The following is an 18058-nucleotide window of genomic DNA, read 5'->3' on the forward strand; positions in this document are numbered from 1 at the left end:
GTCACCTCCGGTGCAGCAGCGGGTATCGCTTCTCGGCGGGGATCAACGGCATGTTGACAATGTGCGCGACCGCCCGGGCGGGATCGATCCGAATGTAATTCGCTGCTCCCCATTGGTATTCCTCGCCGGTTATCTCGTCGCGCACCCAGAACCGCTCGTAAGGCTCCATACCCAATGCGGGCATGTCTAACCACAGCGTCGCCTCTTCGGGCCCGAATGCGTTCAGGGTCACCACGACGAGCACGCAATCACCGCTGGTCGGATCGAACTTGCTGTAGGCCAGCAAGGCGTCGTTGTCGATGCTGTGGAATCGGATGGTGCGCAGATCGCGCAGCGCCGGATGCAGCCTCCGAATGTTGTTGAGTTGGGTTATGAACGGCTCGAGCGATTTGCCTTCGGCGAGTGCGCCCGCGAAGTCGCGGGGTCGCAGTTCGTACTTCTCCGAATCCAAGTACTCTTCGCTGCCCTCGCGCACCGCGCGGTGCTCATAGAGTTCGTAACCGGAGTACATGCCCCAGGCGGGACCCATCGTCGCGGCCAGCACGGCGCGGATCGCGAACATGCCGGGTCCGTTGTGCTGCAAGACTGCGTGCAGGATGTCGGGGGTATTGACGAACAGATTCGGGCGACGGAAGTCGGCCAATTCGGCGATCTCTTGCCCGAATTCGACGAGCTCCCATTTCGCGGTGCGCCAGGTGAAGTACGTATAAGACTGGGTGAAGCCCAATTTGGCGAGCCCATACTGGCGTACCGGTGGGGTGAATGCCTCCGAGAGGAACAACACGTCAGGGTCGACGGCTTTGACCTGAGCGATCAGCCATGCCCAGAAGTCGGGCGGCTTGGTGTGCGGGTTATCGACGCGAAAGAACTTGACCCCGTGGCTAATCCAGTGCCGCACGACACGGAGCACCTCATCGTAGAGCCCGGCCGGGTCGTTGTCGAAATTGAGCGGATAGATGTCCTGATATTTCTTGGGCGGGTTCTCCGCGTAGGCGATGGTGCCGTCGGGCAACTCGGTGAACCACTGCCGGTGCTCACGCACCCAGGGATGGTCCGGGGCGCATTGCAGCGCCAGGTCCAAGGCGACCTCCATACCGAGGTCGCGGGCTGCCGCGACAAAATCGTCGAAGTCGTCGATCGTCCCGAGTTTGGGGTGCACCGCGTCGTGACCGCCCTCGTCGCTGCCGATCGCCCATGGCGATCCCACGTCGCCGGGCGCAGCCGTGGCGGTGTTGTTGCGGCCTTTGCGGTGGATCTTGCCGATCGGGTGGATTGGTGGCAGGTACACGACGTCGAAACCCATCTTCGCGATGCGGGGCAGGGCCTTGATCGCGGTGGCGAAGGTGCCGTGCACCGGGTTTCCTTTGGCGTCCCGGCCGCCGGTCGAGCGCGGGAACATCTCGTACCAGGCGCTGAAGCGGGCTTGCGGGCGGTCCACCCAGACGCCGTACTGGCCGCCGCGAGTGACCAACTCGCGCAGCGGGTAGTGCGCGAGCAGTTCGTCGACCGCAGGGCTCAGCGCCGCGGCGGCCCGAGTCACCGGGTCGCCTGGCTTGCGTAACGCGGCCGCGGCGGTGAGCAGCGGCTCGCGTTGGGTGCGCGGTACCCCGGTAGCGGCGCGTTCCAGCAGCTGGGCGCCCACCAGCAGGTCGTTGGACATTTCCGCCTCGCCCTGGCCGGCGTCGAGCTTGGCCGTCACGGCGTGCCGCCAGCTTTGGATGGGATCGCCCCAGCCGTCCACCCGGAACGTCCACAAACCGATCGCGTCGGGCACGAACTGACCGTGAAAGACGAAGGGCTCTTCACCCATGGTCATCGGCAATAGCTGCGGCTTGACCCGCGGCGCCGCCTCGGCGCCGTCTTTGAGGGCCACTTGCACGGCCTTGACCCGGTGGGCCTCACTGACCTGCGGGTATTGCGGCCCGAGGTAACGGACCACCAGAGTTGCCGCCACGGCGTCGTGACCGTCGCGCCACACCGACGCGCGAACCGGGACCACCTCGCCGACCACTGCCTTCGCCGGATACGCGCCGCAGGACACCACGGGCTGGACGTCATCGACCTCGACACGACCTGGCACCGTTACTCCGTTTCTGTTGCCCGGCTCTTGCACTTAGGTCTTGCGCGGGCAAAGCCTGTTTGCGCCCAATACCCACCGTAATGGCGCACCACACCGGGGGTGCACGAAGCGCTCTTGTCGCCACGTCACGGCCCGCCCCTCGTCAGTAAGGTGGGGGAGCGTGAAAGCCCTCCGCCGGTTCACCGTTCGCGCGCACCTTCCGGAGCGCCTGGCGGCGCTGGGGCAACTGTCGACCAACCTGAGGTGGTCGTGGGATAACCCCACCCAGGATCTCTTCGCGGCGATCGACCCGGAGCTGTGGGCGCAGTGCGGGCAGGATCCGGTTGCGCTGCTGGGTGCCGTCAGTCCGGCACGTCTGGACGAGTTGGCGGGCGACGAGGGGTTCCTGCACCAACTCGACGCCTTGGCGGCTGATCTCAACGATTATCTGACCCGTCCGCTCTGGTATCAGCAACAGCAGAGCGCCGGGGTCGAGATGCCGTCGAGCATCGCCTATTTCTCGATGGAAGTCGGCGTCGCAGAGGTGCTGCCCAACTACTCGGGCGGCCTGGGAATTCTGGCCGGGGACCACCTGAAGTCGGCGTCCGACCTCGGTGTGCCTTTGATCGGGGTCAGCCTGTACTACCGATCCGGCTATTTCCGCCAGTCGCTGACAGCTGATGGATGGCAGCACGAAACCTATCCCTCGCTGGACCCGCAGGGCCTGCCGCTGCGGCTGCTCACCGACGCCCCGGGACGCCCGGTACTCGTCGAGCTGGCCATGCCCGACGCCGGCCTGCTGCGGGCGCGGATTTGGGTCGCGCAGGTAGGCCGTGTTCCCTTGCTGCTGCTGGACTCCGACATCCCCGAGAACGAACACGATCTGCGCGGCATCACCGATCGGTTGTACGGCGGCGACCAGGACCACCGCATCAAACAGGAAATCCTGGCCGGCGTCGGTGGGGTGCGCGCCATCCGCGCCTTCACCGAGATCGAGGGGTTGCCGTCGCCGGAGGTCTTCCACATGAACGAGGGCCACGCCGGATTCCTCGGGGCCGAACGCATCCGGGAGTTGATCACCGATGCCGGGCTGGATTTCGACACCGCGCTGACCGTGGTGCGCTCCAGCACGGTGTTCACCACCCACACGCCGGTGCCCGCCGGCATCGACCGCTTTCCGATCGAGATGGTCCGGCGCTACTTCGAGGACACTCCCGACGGCAATGGTCAATCCGGGTTACTACCCGGGGTGGCGACCGACCGGATGCTCGCGCTGGGCGCCGAAGCGGATCCGGACAAGTTCAACATGGCGCACATGGGTTTGCGGCTGGCGCAGCGGGCCAACGGGGTTTCCCGGCTGCACGGCCGGGTGAGCCGGTTGATGTTCAACGACCTGTGGCGCGGATTCGACCCTGACGAAGTGCCGATCGGGTCGATCACCAACGGCGTGCATGCCCCGACGTGGGCGGCGCCGGAGTGGATCCGGCTGGGCCGGGAACTGGTTGGATCGGATTCGTTCACCGAGCCCGAGGTCTGGCAACGGATGCATTTGGTGGATCCCGGGCACCTGTGGTGGATCCGCTCGCAGCTGCGAGCGCAATTGGTCGATGAAGTCCGCGCGCGGCTGCGTCGCTCCTGCCTGGAGCGTGGGGCGTCCGCCTCCGAGCTGGGCTGGATCTCCACCGCCTTCGACCCCGGCGTGCTGACGGTCGGATTCGCTCGCCGCGTTCCGACGTACAAGCGGCTGACGTTGATGCTGCGTGACCCGGAGCGGCTCGAGCGGCTGCTGCTCGACGACGAAAAGCCCATCCAGATGATTGTTGCGGGCAAGTCGCATCCCGCGGACGACGGCGGCAAAGCGCTGATTCAGCAGGTGGTGCGATTCGCCGACCGGCCAGAGGTGCGCCACCGCATCGCGTTTCTGCCCGACTACGACATGTCGATGGCGCGACGGTTGTACTGGGGTTGTGACGTGTGGCTGAACAACCCGCTGCGACCGCTGGAGGCCTGCGGAACGTCCGGCATGAAAAGCGCGCTGAACGGCGGGTTGAATTTGTCCATCCGCGACGGCTGGTGGGACGAGTGCTACGACGGCGAAAACGGTTGGGAGATACCGTCGGCGTCGCCGATGGTCGACGAGGGCCGCCGCGACGATCTGGAAGCGGCCGCCCTTTATGACCTGCTCGAGCACTCGGTGGCGCCGAAGTTCTACGAACGCGACGAGCAGGGCGTGCCGCCGCGATGGATCGAAATGGTGCGTCACACGGTCGCGACGCTCTGCCCCAAGGTGCTGGCGTCGCGGATGGTGCGTGACTACGTCGAGCAGTACTACACCCCGGCGGCGGCATCCCTGCGAAAGACGATCGGGACGGACTTCGATGTCGCCCGTGAGCTGGCGGCCTATCGGCAACGGGCATTCGACGCGTGGCCGAAGGTGCACATCAACGACGTCGACAGCACCGGTCTGCCCGATACGCCGGTGCTGGGCTCAAGTCTCACCTTGACCGCGACCGTGCAGCTTGCCGGGCTGAACCCCGACGAGGTGGCGGTGCAGGCGGTGGTGGGCCGGGTCGACGAGGGCGATACGCTGCTGGACCCGGTGACCATCGAGATGTCACATACCGGCACCGCGTTCGGCGGCGACGCCGTCTTCTCAACGACCACGTCGCTGCCGGTGGCCGGAGCGGTCGGCTACACGGTGCGGGTACTGCCGAACCATCCGATGCTGGCCGACAAGACTGAGCTGGGTTTGGTCACTCTCGCTGAGCGATCCGACCGTGAATAGCGCGAATAGAGCGTCAAACGGCGCAAGCTTGCGGCGCGGTCCGTAACCGCTGCAGCGCCGCGCGGACGGCGGCGCCGTCGGTGGTGGGCCAGAACGGCGGCAACGACGCGCGTAAGTAGCCGCCGTAACGGGCGGTCGCCATCCGAGAATCGAGCACCGCCACCACCCCGCGGTCGTCGACTCGGCGCAGCAGCCGTCCGGCGCCCTGCGCCAACAACAGCGCGGCGTGGCTGGCCGCGACCGCCATGAAGCCGTTGCCGCCGTGGGCCGCCACCGCGCGCTGGCGGGCGGACAGCAGCGGGTCGTCCGGCCGCGGGAACGGGATGCGGTCGATGATCACCAACGACAACGACGGGCCTGGCACGTCGACGCCCTGCCACAGCGACAGCGTGCCGAACAGCGACGTCGCGGCGTCGGCGCTGAATTGCGCGACCAGCGCCGCGGTGTTGTCATCGCCTTGGCACAGCACCGGGGTGTCGAGCCGATCGGCCATCGCCTCAGCCGCGGCCCGGGCCGCCCGCATCGACGAAAACAATCCGAGCGTGCGTCCGCCGGCGGCGGTGATCAGGTCGGCGATCTCGTTCAGCTGCTCGACCGAGCCGGTGCCGTCCCGGCCGGGCGGCGGCAGATGTGCGGCCACATACAGGATTCCGGCCTTGGCGTGCTGGAACGGCGATCCGACGTCAAGTCCGCGCCACCGCGGCCCGTCGCAGGCGTCACCGCCGTCACCGGCCAGTCCCCACGCGGTGGCCATTGCGTCAAACGACCCGCCCACGGTCAGCGTCGCCGATGTCAGCACCGTCGTCGACTCGGCGAACACCCGGCTTCGCAGCAGTCCCGCCACCGACAGCGGAGCCACCTTCAGCACCACCCGCGTCGCACCACGATTGTCCTCGTGGTCGAGCCAGACCACGTCGGTGCGCTCGGGAATCGGGGGAGTGAACGATGTCAACACCCGGTCCGCGGTGGCCGCGATTTCGGTGAGGCCGGCGACCGCCTCGGCGCGCGCCGAGGCCGCTTTCGGGTCGGCGGGTGCGGTATCGATGGCCGACCGGGCCGTGTTCGCCGCGTCCCGCAGTGCGGTCAGGTAGGTGGTCATTTCCTCGTCGAGCCGGTCCATGCGCCCGGGCGCCGCGTCGTGGATCGCCGACGAGAGTGTCGCCGTCGCGGCCTCGAACCGGTCGGCCAGTTCGGGCTCGATCAGCCGGGCGGCGCGCCGGTGGGCGACTGCCAGTGCGGTGGCGGACAGTTCGCCGGTGGCCACCGAGGTCACCCGGTCGACCAGCTCGTGGGCCTCGTCGACGACCAGCAGCTGGTGTTCGGGGAGCACCGCCGAGTCGGCGACGGCGTCGATGGCCAGCAAGGCGTGATTGGTGACGACGATATCGGCGGCGCCGGCCCGGCTGCGCGCCCGTTCGGCGAAGCAGTCGGCGCCGAACGGGCAGCGCGCCATGCCCAGGCATTCGCGCGCCGAGACACTGACTTGTGTCCATGACCGGTCGGCCACCCCGGGCTTGAGGTCGTCGCGGTCCCCGGACTCGGTCGTCGACGCCCACGCGGTGAGCCGTTGTACGTCTCGGCCCAACCCCGTGACGGCCAGCGGCTCGAAAAGTTCGCTTTGATCTTGCGTGTCCGGCTCGTTAGCGCCGTTGTGAATCTTGTTCAGGCACAGGTAATTCTGTCGGCCTTTCAGCAGTGCGAACCGTGGTTCGCGGGGAAGCGCGTCGGCAAGTGAGTCGATGAGTTGCGGTAGGTCACGGTCCACCAGCTGGCGCTGTAGTGCAATCGTGGCGGTCGACACAACCACGGGCGTGTCATCGGAGACGGCCCGGACAATCGCCGGCACGAGGTAGGCCAGTGACTTCCCGGTTCCGGTACCGGCCTGCACAGCCAGATGCTCACCGGATTCGAAGGCGTGCATGACCGCGGCGGCCATCTGCAGCTGGCCGCTGCGCTCACTGCCACCCAACGCCGCCACCGCGGTCGCCAGCAGGTCGGGCACGGACAAGTCTTCGGCCGTGGTCACTCCTGGTGTGTCTGCGGGCCCTTAAGAGGAACCGGGATCAGTGTTGTCGGGATCGCCGGGTCGCCGTGCGACAACATCAGACCCTCCCACGGCAAGCTTCTCAAGCCAGCAGCCACCCGCTCCCGCGCCACGCCGAGGTCCACATCGGCGACCGGCTGCCCGTCGCGCACCAGCGGGACAGTCAGCCGCCGACAGGACTCGGTGGTTTCGGGTGGGCGGCCCGCGGGATGCACGACCTCCTCGGTGATCGTGCCCGTCGGGCGAGACAATCGCGTGGCTTCCTTGCGGCCGCCATACGACTCCTTGTGGGTGCTGCGCTTCTGCACCGGGATGCCGTCCACCTCGACCAACTTGTAGATCATGTTGGCCGTCGGTGCCCCGGACCCGGTGACCAGCGCGGTGCCCACCCCGTAGCTGTGTACCGGTTCGGCCCGCAGCGCGGCGATCGCGAACTCGTCGAGATCACCGGACACCACGATCCGGGTCTGCGTCGCGCCCAGCCGGTCGAGCTGTTCACGGACCTGACGGGCCAACACACCCAGCTCCCCGGAGTCGAGGCGCACGCCGCCCAGCTCAGGCCCGGCCACCGCCACGGCGTTGGCGACTCCGGTCGTCACGTCGTAGGTGTCCACCAGCAAGACGGTGTCGGTGCCCAGCGCATCGACCTGGGCCCGAAACGCGGCCTGCTCGTCGGGTCCGTCGACGCCGGTGTGCAGCAAAGTGAACGCATGCGCAGCCGTGCCCTCGGCCGGCACCCCGTAACGCCGCTGGGCTTCAAGATTGGAGGACGCGGCGAAGCCCGCAATGTACGCGGCCCGCGCGGCGGCGACCGCGGCCTGCTCATGGGTGCGTCGTGAGCCCATTTCGATCAGCGGTCGCCCGGCGGCGGCGCTGACCATGCGGGCGGCGGCCGATGCGATAGCGCTGTCGTGGTTGAAGATCGACAGCGCCAGCGTTTCCAGCACGATGCATTCGGCGAAGCTGCCCTGCACCGAAAGCACCGGTGAACCCGGGAAGTACAGCTCGCCTTCGGCATAGCCGTCGATGTCGCCCCGAAATCGGAAATCGCGCAGGTAGTCCAGAGTGTCCCGGTCAAGAAAAGCCGCCAACGATGCCAGCGCGGTATCGTCGAACCTGAACTGCGGCAACGCTTCCAAGAATCGGCCGGTGCCGGCCACCACACCGTATCGCCGGCCGGCGGGCAGCCGGCGCGCATACATCTCGAACGTGGTGCGCCGCTGCGCGGTGCCGTCTCGCAGCGCCGCCGACAGCATCGTCAACTCGTACTTGTCGGTCAGCAGCCCGGTCAGCGGAACGTGGTCCACTCTGCAACGGTAACGACTCCGCCATCACCTATCCTTGAGCTATGGCTGCGTCAGCACCGACCAGGCCGGGCACCACAGGACAACGCCACGCCGATCCGGTCGACGTCACCGCCGGACCGTGGGTCACCATCGTGTGGGACGATCCGGTGAACTTGATGAACTACGTGACGTACGTCTTCCAGAAGTTGTTCGGCTACAGCGAACCGCACGCCACCAAGCTGATGCTGCAAGTGCACAACGAGGGCAAGGCCGTAGTGTCGTCGGGCAGCAGGGAATCCATGGAAGCCGACGTGTCCAAACTGCATGCGGCCGGACTATGGGCCACGATGCAGCAGGATCGCTGAAACCGAGGGCTTCGGGTTCGGACAGTGCGCAAATGGAAGCGGGTTGAGACCGCCGCAGGTCCCCGTTTTCGGTCGTCGTTGGCACCGCATGAAGCGACCCTGCTCAAGAGCCTGGTCGCGTCAATGGTCGGTCTGCTCGACGAACGGGAATCTTCTTCACCGTCAGACGAACTCGAGCAGATCACCGGCATCAAGACGGGCAACACCGAACCGCCCGACAACGAGACGATGCGCCGGCTGCTGCCCGACTTTTCCAAACCCGACGACGACGACCCGGATTTTGCGGACAGCTTGAACGCAGCGCTGCGGAGCCTGCACGAACCGGAAATCATTGACGCCAAACGCCATGCGGCGCAAGAACTCTTGGATACGGTTCCCGACGAGGGCGGACGTTTCGAGCTCACCGAGGACGCCGCGAACGCATGGATTGCCGCGGTCAACGACGTCCGCTTGGCGCTGGGCACCATGCTCGACATCCGCCCCGAAGGGCCGGATCGACTGCCTGACGACCACCCGCTGGCCCCTCATCTCGAGGTGTATCAGTGGCTGACCGTCTTGCAGGAATACCTGGTGCTGGCGCTGATGGGCCGACAGTGAACTCGATCACCGACGTGGCTGGCATCCGCGTCGGTCAGCATCACAGGCTCGATCCCGACGCGACGTTGGGCCAGGGATGGGCCAGCGGTGTCACCATCGTCTTGACCCCGCCCGGCACGGTCGGTGCCGTCGACGCCCGCGGCGGTGCCCCCGGCAGCCGAGAGACCGACTTGCTGGATCCGGCCAAAAGCGTGCGCTACGTCGACGCCGTGCTGATCGCCGGAGGCAGCGCCTACGGCCTGGCCGCCGCCGACGGCGCGATGCGCTGGTTGGAAGAACACCAACGCGGCGTCGCGATGGACGGGGGAGTTGTGCCGATCGTGCCCGGCGCGGTCATCTTCGACCTGGAGGTCGGGGGCTGGGATTGCCGGCCGACGGCTGAATTCGGTTACGCCGCATGCGAAGCCGCCGGTGATTCCGTAGCGGTCGGGACGGTCGGCGCCGGGGTGGGCGCGCGCGCCGGTGTGCTCAAAGGGGGTATCGGAACCGCATCGGCGACCCTCGACAACGGCGTGACCGTCGGCGTGTTGGCCGCGGTCAACTCCGCCGGCGACGTCGTCAACCCGGCCACCGGGCTGCCGTGGCTGGCGTACCTGTCCGACGAGTTCGGGTTGACGCCGCCACCGACCGAGCAGATCGCCGCGTTGGCGGCGCTGGAGAGCCGGTTGAGCCCGCTGAACACCACGATCGGTGTGATAGCGACCGACGCCGCGCTCAGTCCGGCCGGGTGCCGGGCCGTGGCAGTCGCCGCGCACGACGGGCTGGCCCGCACCATCCGGCCTGCGCATACCGCGATCGACGGCGATATGGTGTTCGCGCTGGCCACCGGCGCCGTCGAGGTGGCGCCACCGGCCGACACGCCCGCAGCGTTCTCGCCGGAGACCGCGCTGGTGACCGTCGTCGGGGCGGCGGCCGCCGACTGCCTGGCCCGCGCGGTACTGCACGGTGTGGTGGTCGCCGAGCCGGTGGCCGGAATACCGACCTACCGTGGCCTGTTGCCCGGAGCGTTCGATCAACCAAGGGGCAACCGCTGACGTGCTGGTAATTCGCGCTGACCTGGTGGACGCGATAGTGGCCCACGCGCGCGCCGATCACCCGGACGAGGCCTGCGGTGTGCTCGCCGGTCCGGAGGGTTCCGACCGGCCAGAACGGCACATCGCGATGATCAACGCCGAGCGCTCGCCGACGTTTTACCGGTTCGACTCCGCCGAGCAGCTCAAGGTGTGGCGGGCCATGGAGGAGGCCGGGGAAGTGCCGGTCGTCATCTATCACTCGCACACCGCCACCGAGGCCTACCCCAGCCGCACCGACATCAGCCTCGCCGCCGAGCCCGACGCCCACTACGTGTTGGTGTCCACCCGCGACCCCGACCACCACGAGCTGCGCAGCTACCGCATCGTCGACGGCGTTGTCACCGAAGAGCCTGTGACCATCGTTGAGGAGTACCCGGCGACGATGCAGGCCGCGACGCGGCCCGATGACAACCCGGGTAAGTCTGAAGGAGCCCAATGAGCGTTACCGTGTCCATCCCGACCATCCTGCGGCCCCACACCGGCGGGCAAAAACGAGTCGAAGCCAGCGGCGGCACCCTGCAAGAGGTGATCGCCGACCTGGAGACCAACTACTCGGGCATCTCCGAGCGACTCGTCGATGACGGGAAGTTGCACCGCTTCGTCAACATCTACGTCAATGACGAGGACGTGCGGTTTTCCGGCGGCCTGCAAACCGCGATCTCTGACGGCGACTCGATCACCATCCTGCCGGCCGTCGCCGGTGGCTAGATGACCCGATACGACTCGCTGTTGCAGGCCGTGGGCAACACCCCGCTGGTCGGCCTGCCCCGGCTATCACCCCGCTGGGACGACGAACCCCACGTGCGGCTGTGGGCCAAGCTGGAAGACCGCAACCCGACCGGCTCCATCAAGGACAGGCCGGCGCTGCGGATGATCGAGCAGGCCGAGGCCGACGGGGTGCTCAAGCCGGGAGCCACGATCCTGGAACCCACCAGTGGCAACACCGGCATTTCGCTGGCGATGGCGGCCCGGTTGAAGGGCTACCAGCTGATCTGCGTCATGCCGGAGAACACGTCGGTGGAACGGCGCCAGCTGCTGGAGCTGTACGGTGCGCAGATCATCTTCTCGCCGGCCGAAGGCGGATCGAATACCGCCGTGGCCAAGGCCAAGGAGCTGGCCGAGGCCAACCCGTCCTGGGTGATGCTCTACCAGTACGGCAATCGGGCCAACACCGACTCGCACTATGAAGGCACCGGCCCCGAGCTGCTGGCCGACCTGCCGGAGATCACCCATTTCGTGGCGGGGCTGGGCACGACGGGCACCTTGATGGGCACCGGCCGGTTCCTGCGCGAGCACGTCGGGGATATCAAGATCGTCGCCGCCGAACCGCGCTACGGCGAGGGCGTCTACGCGCTGCGCAACATCGACGAGGGCTTCATTCCCGAACTGTATGACCCGGCCATACTGACCACCCGATACTCCGTCGGCTCCGCCGACGCGGTGCGGCGCACCCGCGAGCTGATCGACGTCGAGGGCATCTTCGCCGGCATCTCCACCGGTGCGGTCCTGCACGCCGCGCTGGGCACCGCGCGCAAGGCCGTCGAGGCCGGCGAACGGGCCGATATCGCGTTCGTCGTCGCCGACGCCGGGTGGAAGTACCTGTCTACCGGGGCCTACGCCGGTACCTTGGACGAAGCCGAGGAAGCGTTAGAAGGGCAGCTATGGGCTTGACCGCCGGCGACGATGCGGGGCAAAGCGATCAGGGGCAGCTATGCCAATGATCCGCCGCGCCCAGCCCCCGGCGCAGCCGGCGCAACAACCAGAGAAGCGGTCCAAGGCGCTGGTCGGGGCTACGACGATCGTCAGCTTCGTGGCGGTGCTGTACCTCGTCGAGCTTTTCGATCAGCTGAGCGGACACCACTGGGATTACAACGGGATTCGACCGTTGGAGACCGACGGGTTGTGGGGCATCGTTTTCGCGCCGCTGCTGCACGCCAACTGGGCGCATCTGATCGCCAACACCGGGCCGGCATTGGTGCTCGGTTTCCTGGTCACGTTGGCCGGTCTGTCGCGATTCGTCTGGGCCACCGCGATCGTGTGGATCGTCGGCGGCTTCGGCACGTGGTTGATCGGCAACGTCGGCTCATCGTGTGGGCAGACCGATCACATCGGTGCTTCGGGCTTGATCTTCGGCTGGCTGACCTTCTTGTTGGTGTTCGGCTTCTTCACTCGCTCGGGCTGGCAGATCGCCACCGGCATCCTGGTGCTGTTCCTCTACGGCGGCGTGCTGTGGGGCGCTGTGCCGGTGCTCAATGTGTGCGGCGGTGTGTCTTGGCAAGGGCATCTGTGCGGCGCGATTGCCGGGGTGCTCGCCGCGTACTTGTTGTCCAGTCCTGAACGCAAGGCCCGCGAACGTCGGCGAGCCTTACCGACGTGAGCCGCGCCGGCGACGATGCAGAGCGCGGCGATGGGGAGGAGCGGCGCCCTAAGAACACCGCACTGGCGCCCGTCGGCGTCTTCGACTCCGGCGTCGGTGGGCTGACGGTCGCGCGGGCGATCATTGACCAGCTGCCCGACGAGGACATCGTCTACGTCGGCGACACCGGCAACGGACCGTACGGCCCGCTGTCCATCCCCGAGATCCGCGCGCATGCGCTGGCCATCGGCGACGACCTTGTCGAGCGCGGCGTCAAGGCGTTGGTGATCGCCTGCAACTCCGCGTCCTCGGCCTGCCTGCGGGACGCCCGCGAACGCTATGACGTGCCCGTCATCGAGGTGATCCTGCCTGCTGTGCGGCGCGCCGTCGCCACGACCCGCAACGGCCGCATCGGGGTCATCGGTACCCGGGCCACCATTGACTCGCACGCTTATCAGGACGCGTTCGCCGCCGCACGCGACACCGAGATCACCGCGGTGGCGTGCCCGCGGTTCGTCGATTTCGTCGAGCGCGGCATCACCAGCGGCCGTCAGATACTCGGTCTGGCCGAGGGTTACCTGGAGCCGTTGCAGCGCGCCGGCGTCGACACGCTGGTGCTGGGGTGCACGCATTACCCACTGCTGTCCGGGGTGATCCAGCTGGCGATGGGCGACCCCGTCACGCTGGTTTCCAGCGCCGAGGAGACCGCCAAGGAGCTGCTGCGGGTGCTTACCGAGCGGGATCTGCTTCGTCCGCACGACGCGCCGCCGGCGACCCGCGTCTTCGAAGCCACTGGCGACCCCGAGGCATTCACCAATCTGGCGGCCCGGTTCCTGGGGCCGGCCGTTACCGGTGTTCAGCCCGTTCATCGCCACTTCCCGGTTCACTGACTGACAACGCAGGTTGCAATTTGCGCACAGTAAAGCGTGATGTCTTCGCCAACAGGGCGCCGGGCATGGCACAGTAGGGACCGTGCGAATGACCGTGCTCGGGTGCTCGGGCAGTGTGGTAGGTCCGGATTCGCCCGCGTCGGGTTACCTGTTGCGTGCGCCGGGCACACCACCACTGGTCATCGACTTCGGGGGAGGTGTGCTGGGGGCGCTGCAGCATCAAACTGACCCGAGTTCGGTGCATGTGCTGCTGTCACATCTGCACGCCGACCATTGCCTGGATCTGCCGGGGCTGTTCGTATGGCGCCGCTATCACCCCACACCACCTACCGGCAAAGCTCTGATGTACGGCCCGAGCGATACCTGGACACGCCTGGGCGCGGCGTCCTCGCCGTATGGCGGGGAGATCGACGATTTCACCGACATCTTTGACATCCATCACTGGGTCGACGGCGAGCCGGTGAGCGTGGGGGCATTGACGGTTCTGCCGCGGCTGGTTGCGCACCCGACCGAGTCGTTCGGTCTGCGATTCACCGACCCCGACGGAGCGACCTTTGTCTACAGCGGCGACACCGGGTCCTGCGACGCGCTCGTCGAGTTGGCCTGCGGCGCCGACGTCTTTCTCTGCGAGGCGTCCTGGACGCATTCGCCGCATCGGCCGGCCAACTTGCATCTGTCCGGCACTGAAGCGGGCCAAATCGCCGCGCGGGCCCGCGTTGGAGAGCTACTGCTGACTCACATCCCGCCGTGGACCTCACGCGAGGACGTGATCAGCGAGGCCAAGGCCGAATTCGACGGGCCGGTGCACGCCGTGGTGTGCGGCGAGACCTTCGAAATCATGCACTCCACCGGCGCCGCGGCCGAACGTACGACGGCGCGGTGACCCGCGCCACCAGGCTTCGCAGCGCTTGCGATCGCGGTTAGAGTCGACGGCGACCCGTTAGGGTGGTCGGCGTGTCCAGACGAGAAGACGGTCGCCTCGACCACGAGATTCGCCCCGTGGTCATCACCCGTGGCTTCACCTCACATCCGGCGGGTTCGGTGCTGGTCGAATTCGGCCACACCAAAGTCATGTGTGCGGCGAGCGTCATTGAGGGCGTGCCGCGCTGGCGCCAGGGGTCGGGTTCGGGTTGGCTCACCGCTGAGTACGCGATGTTGCCGGCGGCCACCCATACTCGCAGCGACCGGGAATCGGTGAAGGGTCGCCAGTCCGGGCGCACTCAGGAAATCAGCCGGCTGGTCGGCCGGTCGTTGCGGGCGTGCATTGACCTGGCGGCCCTGGGGGAGAACACAATCGCGGTCGACTGCGATGTGCTGCAGGCCGATGGCGGCACCCGCACCGCGGCGATCACCGGTGCTTACGTGGCGCTTGCCGATGCGGTGACCTACCTGTCGGCGGCAGGGAAGCTGTCCGATCCACGGCCGCTGTCGTGCGCGATCGCTGCGGTGAGCGTCGGTGTGGTGGACGGACGGATCCGGGTGGACCTGCCGTACGAGGAAGACGCGCGCGCCGAGGTCGACATGAACGTCGTCGCCACCGACACCGGGACGCTGGTGGAAATCCAGGGAACCGGCGAAGGTGCGACGTTCCCTCGCTCGACCCTGGACAAGATGCTGGACGCGGCACTTGGTGCCTGCGACAAAATCTTCGAAGCGCAACGGGCGGCTTTGGAATTGCCGTATCCCGGCGAGCTGCCCGAGGGGCCGACGCCGCCGAAGGCGTTCGGAACCTGACCGCCCTGCTGGTGGCCAGCCGCAACCCGAAGAAGCTGGCCGAGTTACGTCGGGTGCTCGATGCCGCCGGATTGACGCTCCCGCTGGTGTCGCTCAACGACGTGCCGCCGTTCGACGAGGTACCGGAAACCGGCCCGACCTTCGAGGACAACGCCTTGGCCAAGGCGCGTCATGCGTTCGCCGAGACGGGGCTGCCGTCGGTCGCTGACGACTCCGGGCTGGAGGTGGACGCATTGAACGGCATGCCCGGGGTGTTGTCAGCGCGCTGGGCGGGCCGCCACGGCGACGATGCCGCCAACACCGCGCTGTTGTTGGCTCAGTTGCGAGACGTGCCCGACGAGCGGCGCGGCGCGGCGTTCGTGTCGGCCTGCGCGTTGGTTTCCAAGGCAGGCGAGGTGGTGGTGCGCGGTGAATGGCCGGGCCGCATCGCTTACGAGCCGAGCGGCGAAGGGGGGTTCGGATACGACCCGGTCTTCGTTCCCGAGGGTTCCAATTGCACGGCGGCGCAGCTCAGTCCGGCTGACAAGGATGCGGTGTCGCACCGCGGTCGCGCACTGAGAAAGTTGCTGCCGGCTTTGCGGGCGCTGGCGGATCAACGCGCGCTATAGCCCGAAGCGGGCCTTGATGCTTTTGGTCTCGAAATGCTCGACGACTACGCCGAGCAGCGGGATGGTGCCGGCCAGCAATACGCCAATGGTCTTGGCAATCGGCCAGCGGACTTTGATCGCAAGATTGAATGCGGCTAACACGTAGACGAAGTACACCCAGCCGTGCACCACGGCAACCCACTGGATCTTCACGCCGTAGACGTAGTGCAGCACGATCTCGCAGCACAGCAAGGTCAACCAGATTCCCGTCGCCCATGCCATGACGCGGTAAGCCAGCAGCGCAGGACGAATTTTCTCAGCTGACAAGCTCTGCTGCGCGTGCGGCGTCTCGGGCTGGGTCATGTGGTGGTCCTGTTCTCGTTGTCGGTGTCATGCTTGGCGAGTTCAGCCAAGTAGGCGTTGTACTCCCGCAGGGTGGGGTCATCATCTTGGGGCGACGCAGGTTTGGGACGTTCGGGCAACAACCCCTCCGGTATCTGCGTCGGTCCCCGGTCCCGCCGTGGCGCTGGCGGTGTTTCTTCGTAGCGGACGAATTTGCGATACGCATACACGCAGAAGGCGGCGAACATCGGCCACTGCAGCGCATAGCCGAGGTTCTGAAAGGTGCCCGACGCAGATTGGAATCTCGTCCACTGCCACCAGCCCAAGGCCAGGAAGCCGGTGGCCGCGACGAAGACGAGCGTGATCAGCGCCCATCTGCGACGGCGTGTAGTCGACACGCCTAGACGGTACTCCGAGGGGGCCTTTGGGCGTTTATGCCTTGGGTCCGACGAACTCATCCAGCCGTGCTGTCGCTGCCTTGCGGTAGATCGCGATCTGGTACCGGGCGTTACGGGTCCAGGGGATACCGAGATCATCCAGCGCCGCACAGAAGAGCCCTCGGATGTCGTCGGATCGGTTGGAGAAGTGGTAGCGGACGCTTTGGACACCTCGATCGTTGGCGACGACACGACAGCCGTCGCTATCGATTAATCCGCGTATGAATTCCTCGGTGGCCTGCTTGACGAGAACTTCCTGCCATGGCTCTAGCCGAATGGGCCTGCGGTGCTTCCTGCCGGGGCCATGCTGGGGAAATATGCACGGCCAGTGCTTGGAATACATCGATACCTCAATGCAACGACTCTTACGACGTTGCGCTGCCGCACGCTGGCCCGGCATCACGGTGTCCATGGCGTCGCGGCACCGAGCGATGATTCCCGGGTATTTGGCGTCGAGGACGATCCTCAACCGCTAGACGCGCTTGTACCCAACGATGCAGCCATCGCCGAGATAGAGGCCAAGCAAGTAGCAGTACGCAGCCGGGGGAAGGTTGGAAAAACGGTGCGCAATGTTGCACGTTGACGATCCGCTCGGACTTCTTACACTCAATTGTGGTCGGCGTCACCAATCCCGCACTGTGGGGCGCGGAATGCCGGTCTCCCGAGCAATAGCGCAGTCGTTCATACCGGTTGCGATGAGAGCCCGGACAGCTTCGAACTCCTCCGCGGATCGCATCCGCCGCTCCTCTCGCCATTGCGTTAAACCAAAACTAGGCGGGGCCACCGACAGATCCGTCGATGAGCGGAGCGGTAGGATTTCTACGCGCGCGGGCGTGGCGGAACGGAATACGCACCGGCTTTAGGTGCCGGCGCTCGAAAGAGCATGAGGGTTCGAGTCCCTCCGCCCGCACGAATTATCCTGCTACACCGACTGTTTCATGTACACCCGCGAACTGCTACGGCGTTACATACTGTCGGCACGCGCCAGTGATCGGATCGCAGATCAGCGGCAGCGTCGTCCAGCCGCCGTAGGTGCCCGGCACATCCCAAGTGTTGAGTATCGGACCGTTGTACCGCGGGCTGTAGCTACAGGTGTGTGTGAAATCGCAGTCGATTGGATCGGCCTTGGCGGTCGGTGCCCACGTGAGGCCTCCAAGCCCAGCCAGGGTGACTGCGGTGGCCGCCAGCGCGATGTGGACCCTGCGAGTTATTCGTTCGGTCATAGCGCCATGCAATCACCATGCACTGACATCTACGGCTGACGTGCATGAAGGATGCTGCCTGAGGGGGTCGGGTATCTGTCACCATTGAAATTGTGACCACCGCGATTGTGGTGACACTGATGCTCGTGGCCGTGGGCATTGTTGTCGACCAGCTCGCCCGGCTCAGCAAGTGGTTGAAACAGCCGCCCCCTGACCGCGACGCCCAACCGCCTGACGAGCAACCCTGACCCGAGGTTGACCTTTGGTAAGGCAACCCTTAGTTTGTGGGGGTAACTTACCT

General features: G+C 66.5%; 20 protein-coding genes and 1 tRNA gene. 14 read left to right on the forward strand and 7 right to left on the reverse strand.

Annotated elements, in window-relative coordinates; translation table 11 throughout:
* Position 1: 1 nt before the first annotated feature.
* Positions 2–2080 carry an alpha-1,4-glucan--maltose-1-phosphate maltosyltransferase gene (locus tag MSP7336_RS12710; RefSeq protein WP_181786722.1) on the reverse strand — a complete coding sequence of 693 codons (2079 nt, stop codon included), beginning with the start codon at positions 2078–2080 and terminating at the stop codon, positions 2–4.
* 160 nt (positions 2081–2240) lie between these two features.
* Here MSP7336_RS12710 and MSP7336_RS12715 point away from each other — a divergent pair, with 160 nt between their 5' ends.
* Positions 2241–4844, forward strand: coding sequence for a glycosyltransferase family 1 protein (locus MSP7336_RS12715; RefSeq protein WP_113963825.1), 2604 nt, complete (start codon positions 2241–2243; stop codon positions 4842–4844).
* A 13-nt stretch (positions 4845–4857) separates the two neighbouring features.
* Here the strand turns inward: MSP7336_RS12715 and MSP7336_RS12720 are convergent, their stop codons facing one another.
* A complete protein-coding gene (locus MSP7336_RS12720) occupies positions 4858–6870 on the reverse strand; it encodes an ATP-dependent DNA helicase (RefSeq protein WP_181786724.1) in 2013 nt (670 codons plus the stop codon).
* Positions 6867–8195: a nicotinate phosphoribosyltransferase gene (locus MSP7336_RS12725; RefSeq protein ID WP_069394357.1), complete on the reverse strand. Its 1329-nt coding sequence runs from the start codon at positions 8193–8195 to the stop codon at positions 6867–6869. The genes MSP7336_RS12720 and MSP7336_RS12725 overlap by 4 nt, the downstream gene beginning before the upstream one ends.
* Before the next feature lie 41 nt (positions 8196–8236).
* Here MSP7336_RS12725 and clpS point away from each other — a divergent pair, with 41 nt between their 5' ends.
* The 11 genes from clpS to rdgB all read left to right on the forward strand — a co-directional run bounded on the left by clpS (position 8237) and on the right by rdgB (position 15797).
* Positions 8237–8539 carry an ATP-dependent Clp protease adapter ClpS gene (gene clpS / locus MSP7336_RS12730; protein WP_069394358.1) on the forward strand — a complete coding sequence of 101 codons (303 nt, stop codon included), beginning with the start codon at positions 8237–8239 and terminating at the stop codon, positions 8537–8539.
* A gap of 24 nt (positions 8540–8563) precedes the next feature.
* A complete protein-coding gene (gene aosR, locus MSP7336_RS12735) occupies positions 8564–9136 on the forward strand; it encodes an oxidative stress transcriptional regulator AosR (protein WP_069394359.1) in 573 nt (190 codons plus the stop codon).
* Positions 9133–10170, forward strand: coding sequence for a P1 family peptidase (locus MSP7336_RS12740; RefSeq protein ID WP_069394360.1), 1038 nt, complete (start codon positions 9133–9135; stop codon positions 10168–10170). The genes aosR and MSP7336_RS12740 overlap by 4 nt, the downstream gene beginning before the upstream one ends.
* Position 10171: 1 nt before the next feature.
* Entirely contained in the window at positions 10172–10648 is a 477-nt protein-coding gene (locus MSP7336_RS12745; protein WP_232320923.1) for a M67 family metallopeptidase, read from the forward strand.
* Positions 10645–10917, forward strand: coding sequence for a MoaD/ThiS family protein (locus MSP7336_RS12750; RefSeq protein WP_069394361.1), 273 nt, complete (start codon positions 10645–10647; stop codon positions 10915–10917). The genes MSP7336_RS12745 and MSP7336_RS12750 overlap by 4 nt, the downstream gene beginning before the upstream one ends.
* The gene (locus tag MSP7336_RS12755; protein WP_069394362.1) at positions 10918–11880 is read left to right on the forward strand and encodes a cysteine synthase; all 963 of its coding nucleotides are present in this window, start codon (positions 10918–10920) and stop codon (positions 11878–11880) included. It begins immediately after the preceding gene.
* Positions 11881–11920: 40 nt separating this feature from the next.
* Entirely contained in the window at positions 11921–12586 is a 666-nt protein-coding gene (locus MSP7336_RS12760; RefSeq protein WP_113963826.1) for a rhomboid family intramembrane serine protease, read from the forward strand.
* Positions 12583–13455 carry a glutamate racemase gene (gene murI / locus MSP7336_RS12765; protein WP_181786726.1) on the forward strand — a complete coding sequence of 291 codons (873 nt, stop codon included), beginning with the start codon at positions 12583–12585 and terminating at the stop codon, positions 13453–13455. The genes MSP7336_RS12760 and murI overlap by 4 nt, the downstream gene beginning before the upstream one ends.
* Positions 13456–13543: 88 nt before the next feature.
* On the forward strand, positions 13544–14338 hold the full coding sequence (locus MSP7336_RS12770; protein WP_113963827.1) for a cyclic nucleotide-degrading phosphodiesterase: 795 nt from the start codon (positions 13544–13546) through the stop codon (positions 14336–14338).
* Positions 14339–14409: 71 nt separating this feature from the next.
* The gene (rph, locus tag MSP7336_RS12775; RefSeq protein WP_069394623.1) at positions 14410–15189 is read left to right on the forward strand and encodes a ribonuclease PH; all 780 of its coding nucleotides are present in this window, start codon (positions 14410–14412) and stop codon (positions 15187–15189) included.
* The gene (gene rdgB / locus MSP7336_RS12780; protein ID WP_113964896.1) at positions 15186–15797 is read left to right on the forward strand and encodes an RdgB/HAM1 family non-canonical purine NTP pyrophosphatase; all 612 of its coding nucleotides are present in this window, start codon (positions 15186–15188) and stop codon (positions 15795–15797) included. The genes rph and rdgB overlap by 4 nt, the downstream gene beginning before the upstream one ends.
* Here rdgB and MSP7336_RS12785 read toward each other — a convergent pair.
* From MSP7336_RS12785 to MSP7336_RS24255, 3 genes are read right to left on the reverse strand one after another with little or no spacing between them, the layout of a single operon-like run.
* Positions 15792–16139 (reverse strand): DUF3817 domain-containing protein, encoded by a 348-nt coding sequence (locus MSP7336_RS12785; protein WP_113963828.1) that lies wholly within the window; start codon positions 16137–16139, stop codon positions 15792–15794. The two genes, rdgB and MSP7336_RS12785, sit on opposite strands and share 6 nt — an antisense overlap.
* Positions 16136–16516 (reverse strand): hypothetical protein, encoded by a 381-nt coding sequence (locus MSP7336_RS12790; RefSeq protein WP_113963829.1) that lies wholly within the window; start codon positions 16514–16516, stop codon positions 16136–16138. Before MSP7336_RS12790 ends, MSP7336_RS12785 begins: the two co-directional genes overlap by 4 nt.
* 34 nt (positions 16517–16550) lie before the next feature.
* A complete protein-coding gene (locus tag MSP7336_RS24255) occupies positions 16551–16898 on the reverse strand; it encodes an LAGLIDADG family homing endonuclease (protein ID WP_244917456.1) in 348 nt (115 codons plus the stop codon).
* A 484-nt stretch (positions 16899–17382) separates the two neighbouring features.
* Here MSP7336_RS24255 and MSP7336_RS12800 point away from each other — a divergent pair.
* Positions 17383–17465 (forward strand) — tRNA-Leu (locus MSP7336_RS12800).
* Positions 17466–17511: 46 nt separating this feature from the next.
* On the opposite strand, the gene MSP7336_RS12805 is transcribed toward MSP7336_RS12800, so the two are convergent.
* Positions 17512–17778 carry a hypothetical protein gene (locus tag MSP7336_RS12805; RefSeq protein WP_113963830.1) on the reverse strand — a complete coding sequence of 89 codons (267 nt, stop codon included), beginning with the start codon at positions 17776–17778 and terminating at the stop codon, positions 17512–17514.
* A 92-nt stretch (positions 17779–17870) separates the two neighbouring features.
* Here MSP7336_RS12805 and MSP7336_RS24500 point away from each other — a divergent pair, with 92 nt between their 5' ends.
* Positions 17871–18005, forward strand: coding sequence for a hypothetical protein (locus MSP7336_RS24500; RefSeq protein WP_264078135.1), 135 nt, complete (start codon positions 17871–17873; stop codon positions 18003–18005).
* Positions 18006–18058: the final 53 nt, after the last annotated feature.

It is taken from the genome of Mycobacterium shimoidei, from assembly GCF_900417275.1.
GTDB lineage: Bacteria > Actinomycetota > Actinomycetes > Mycobacteriales > Mycobacteriaceae > Mycobacterium > Mycobacterium shimoidei.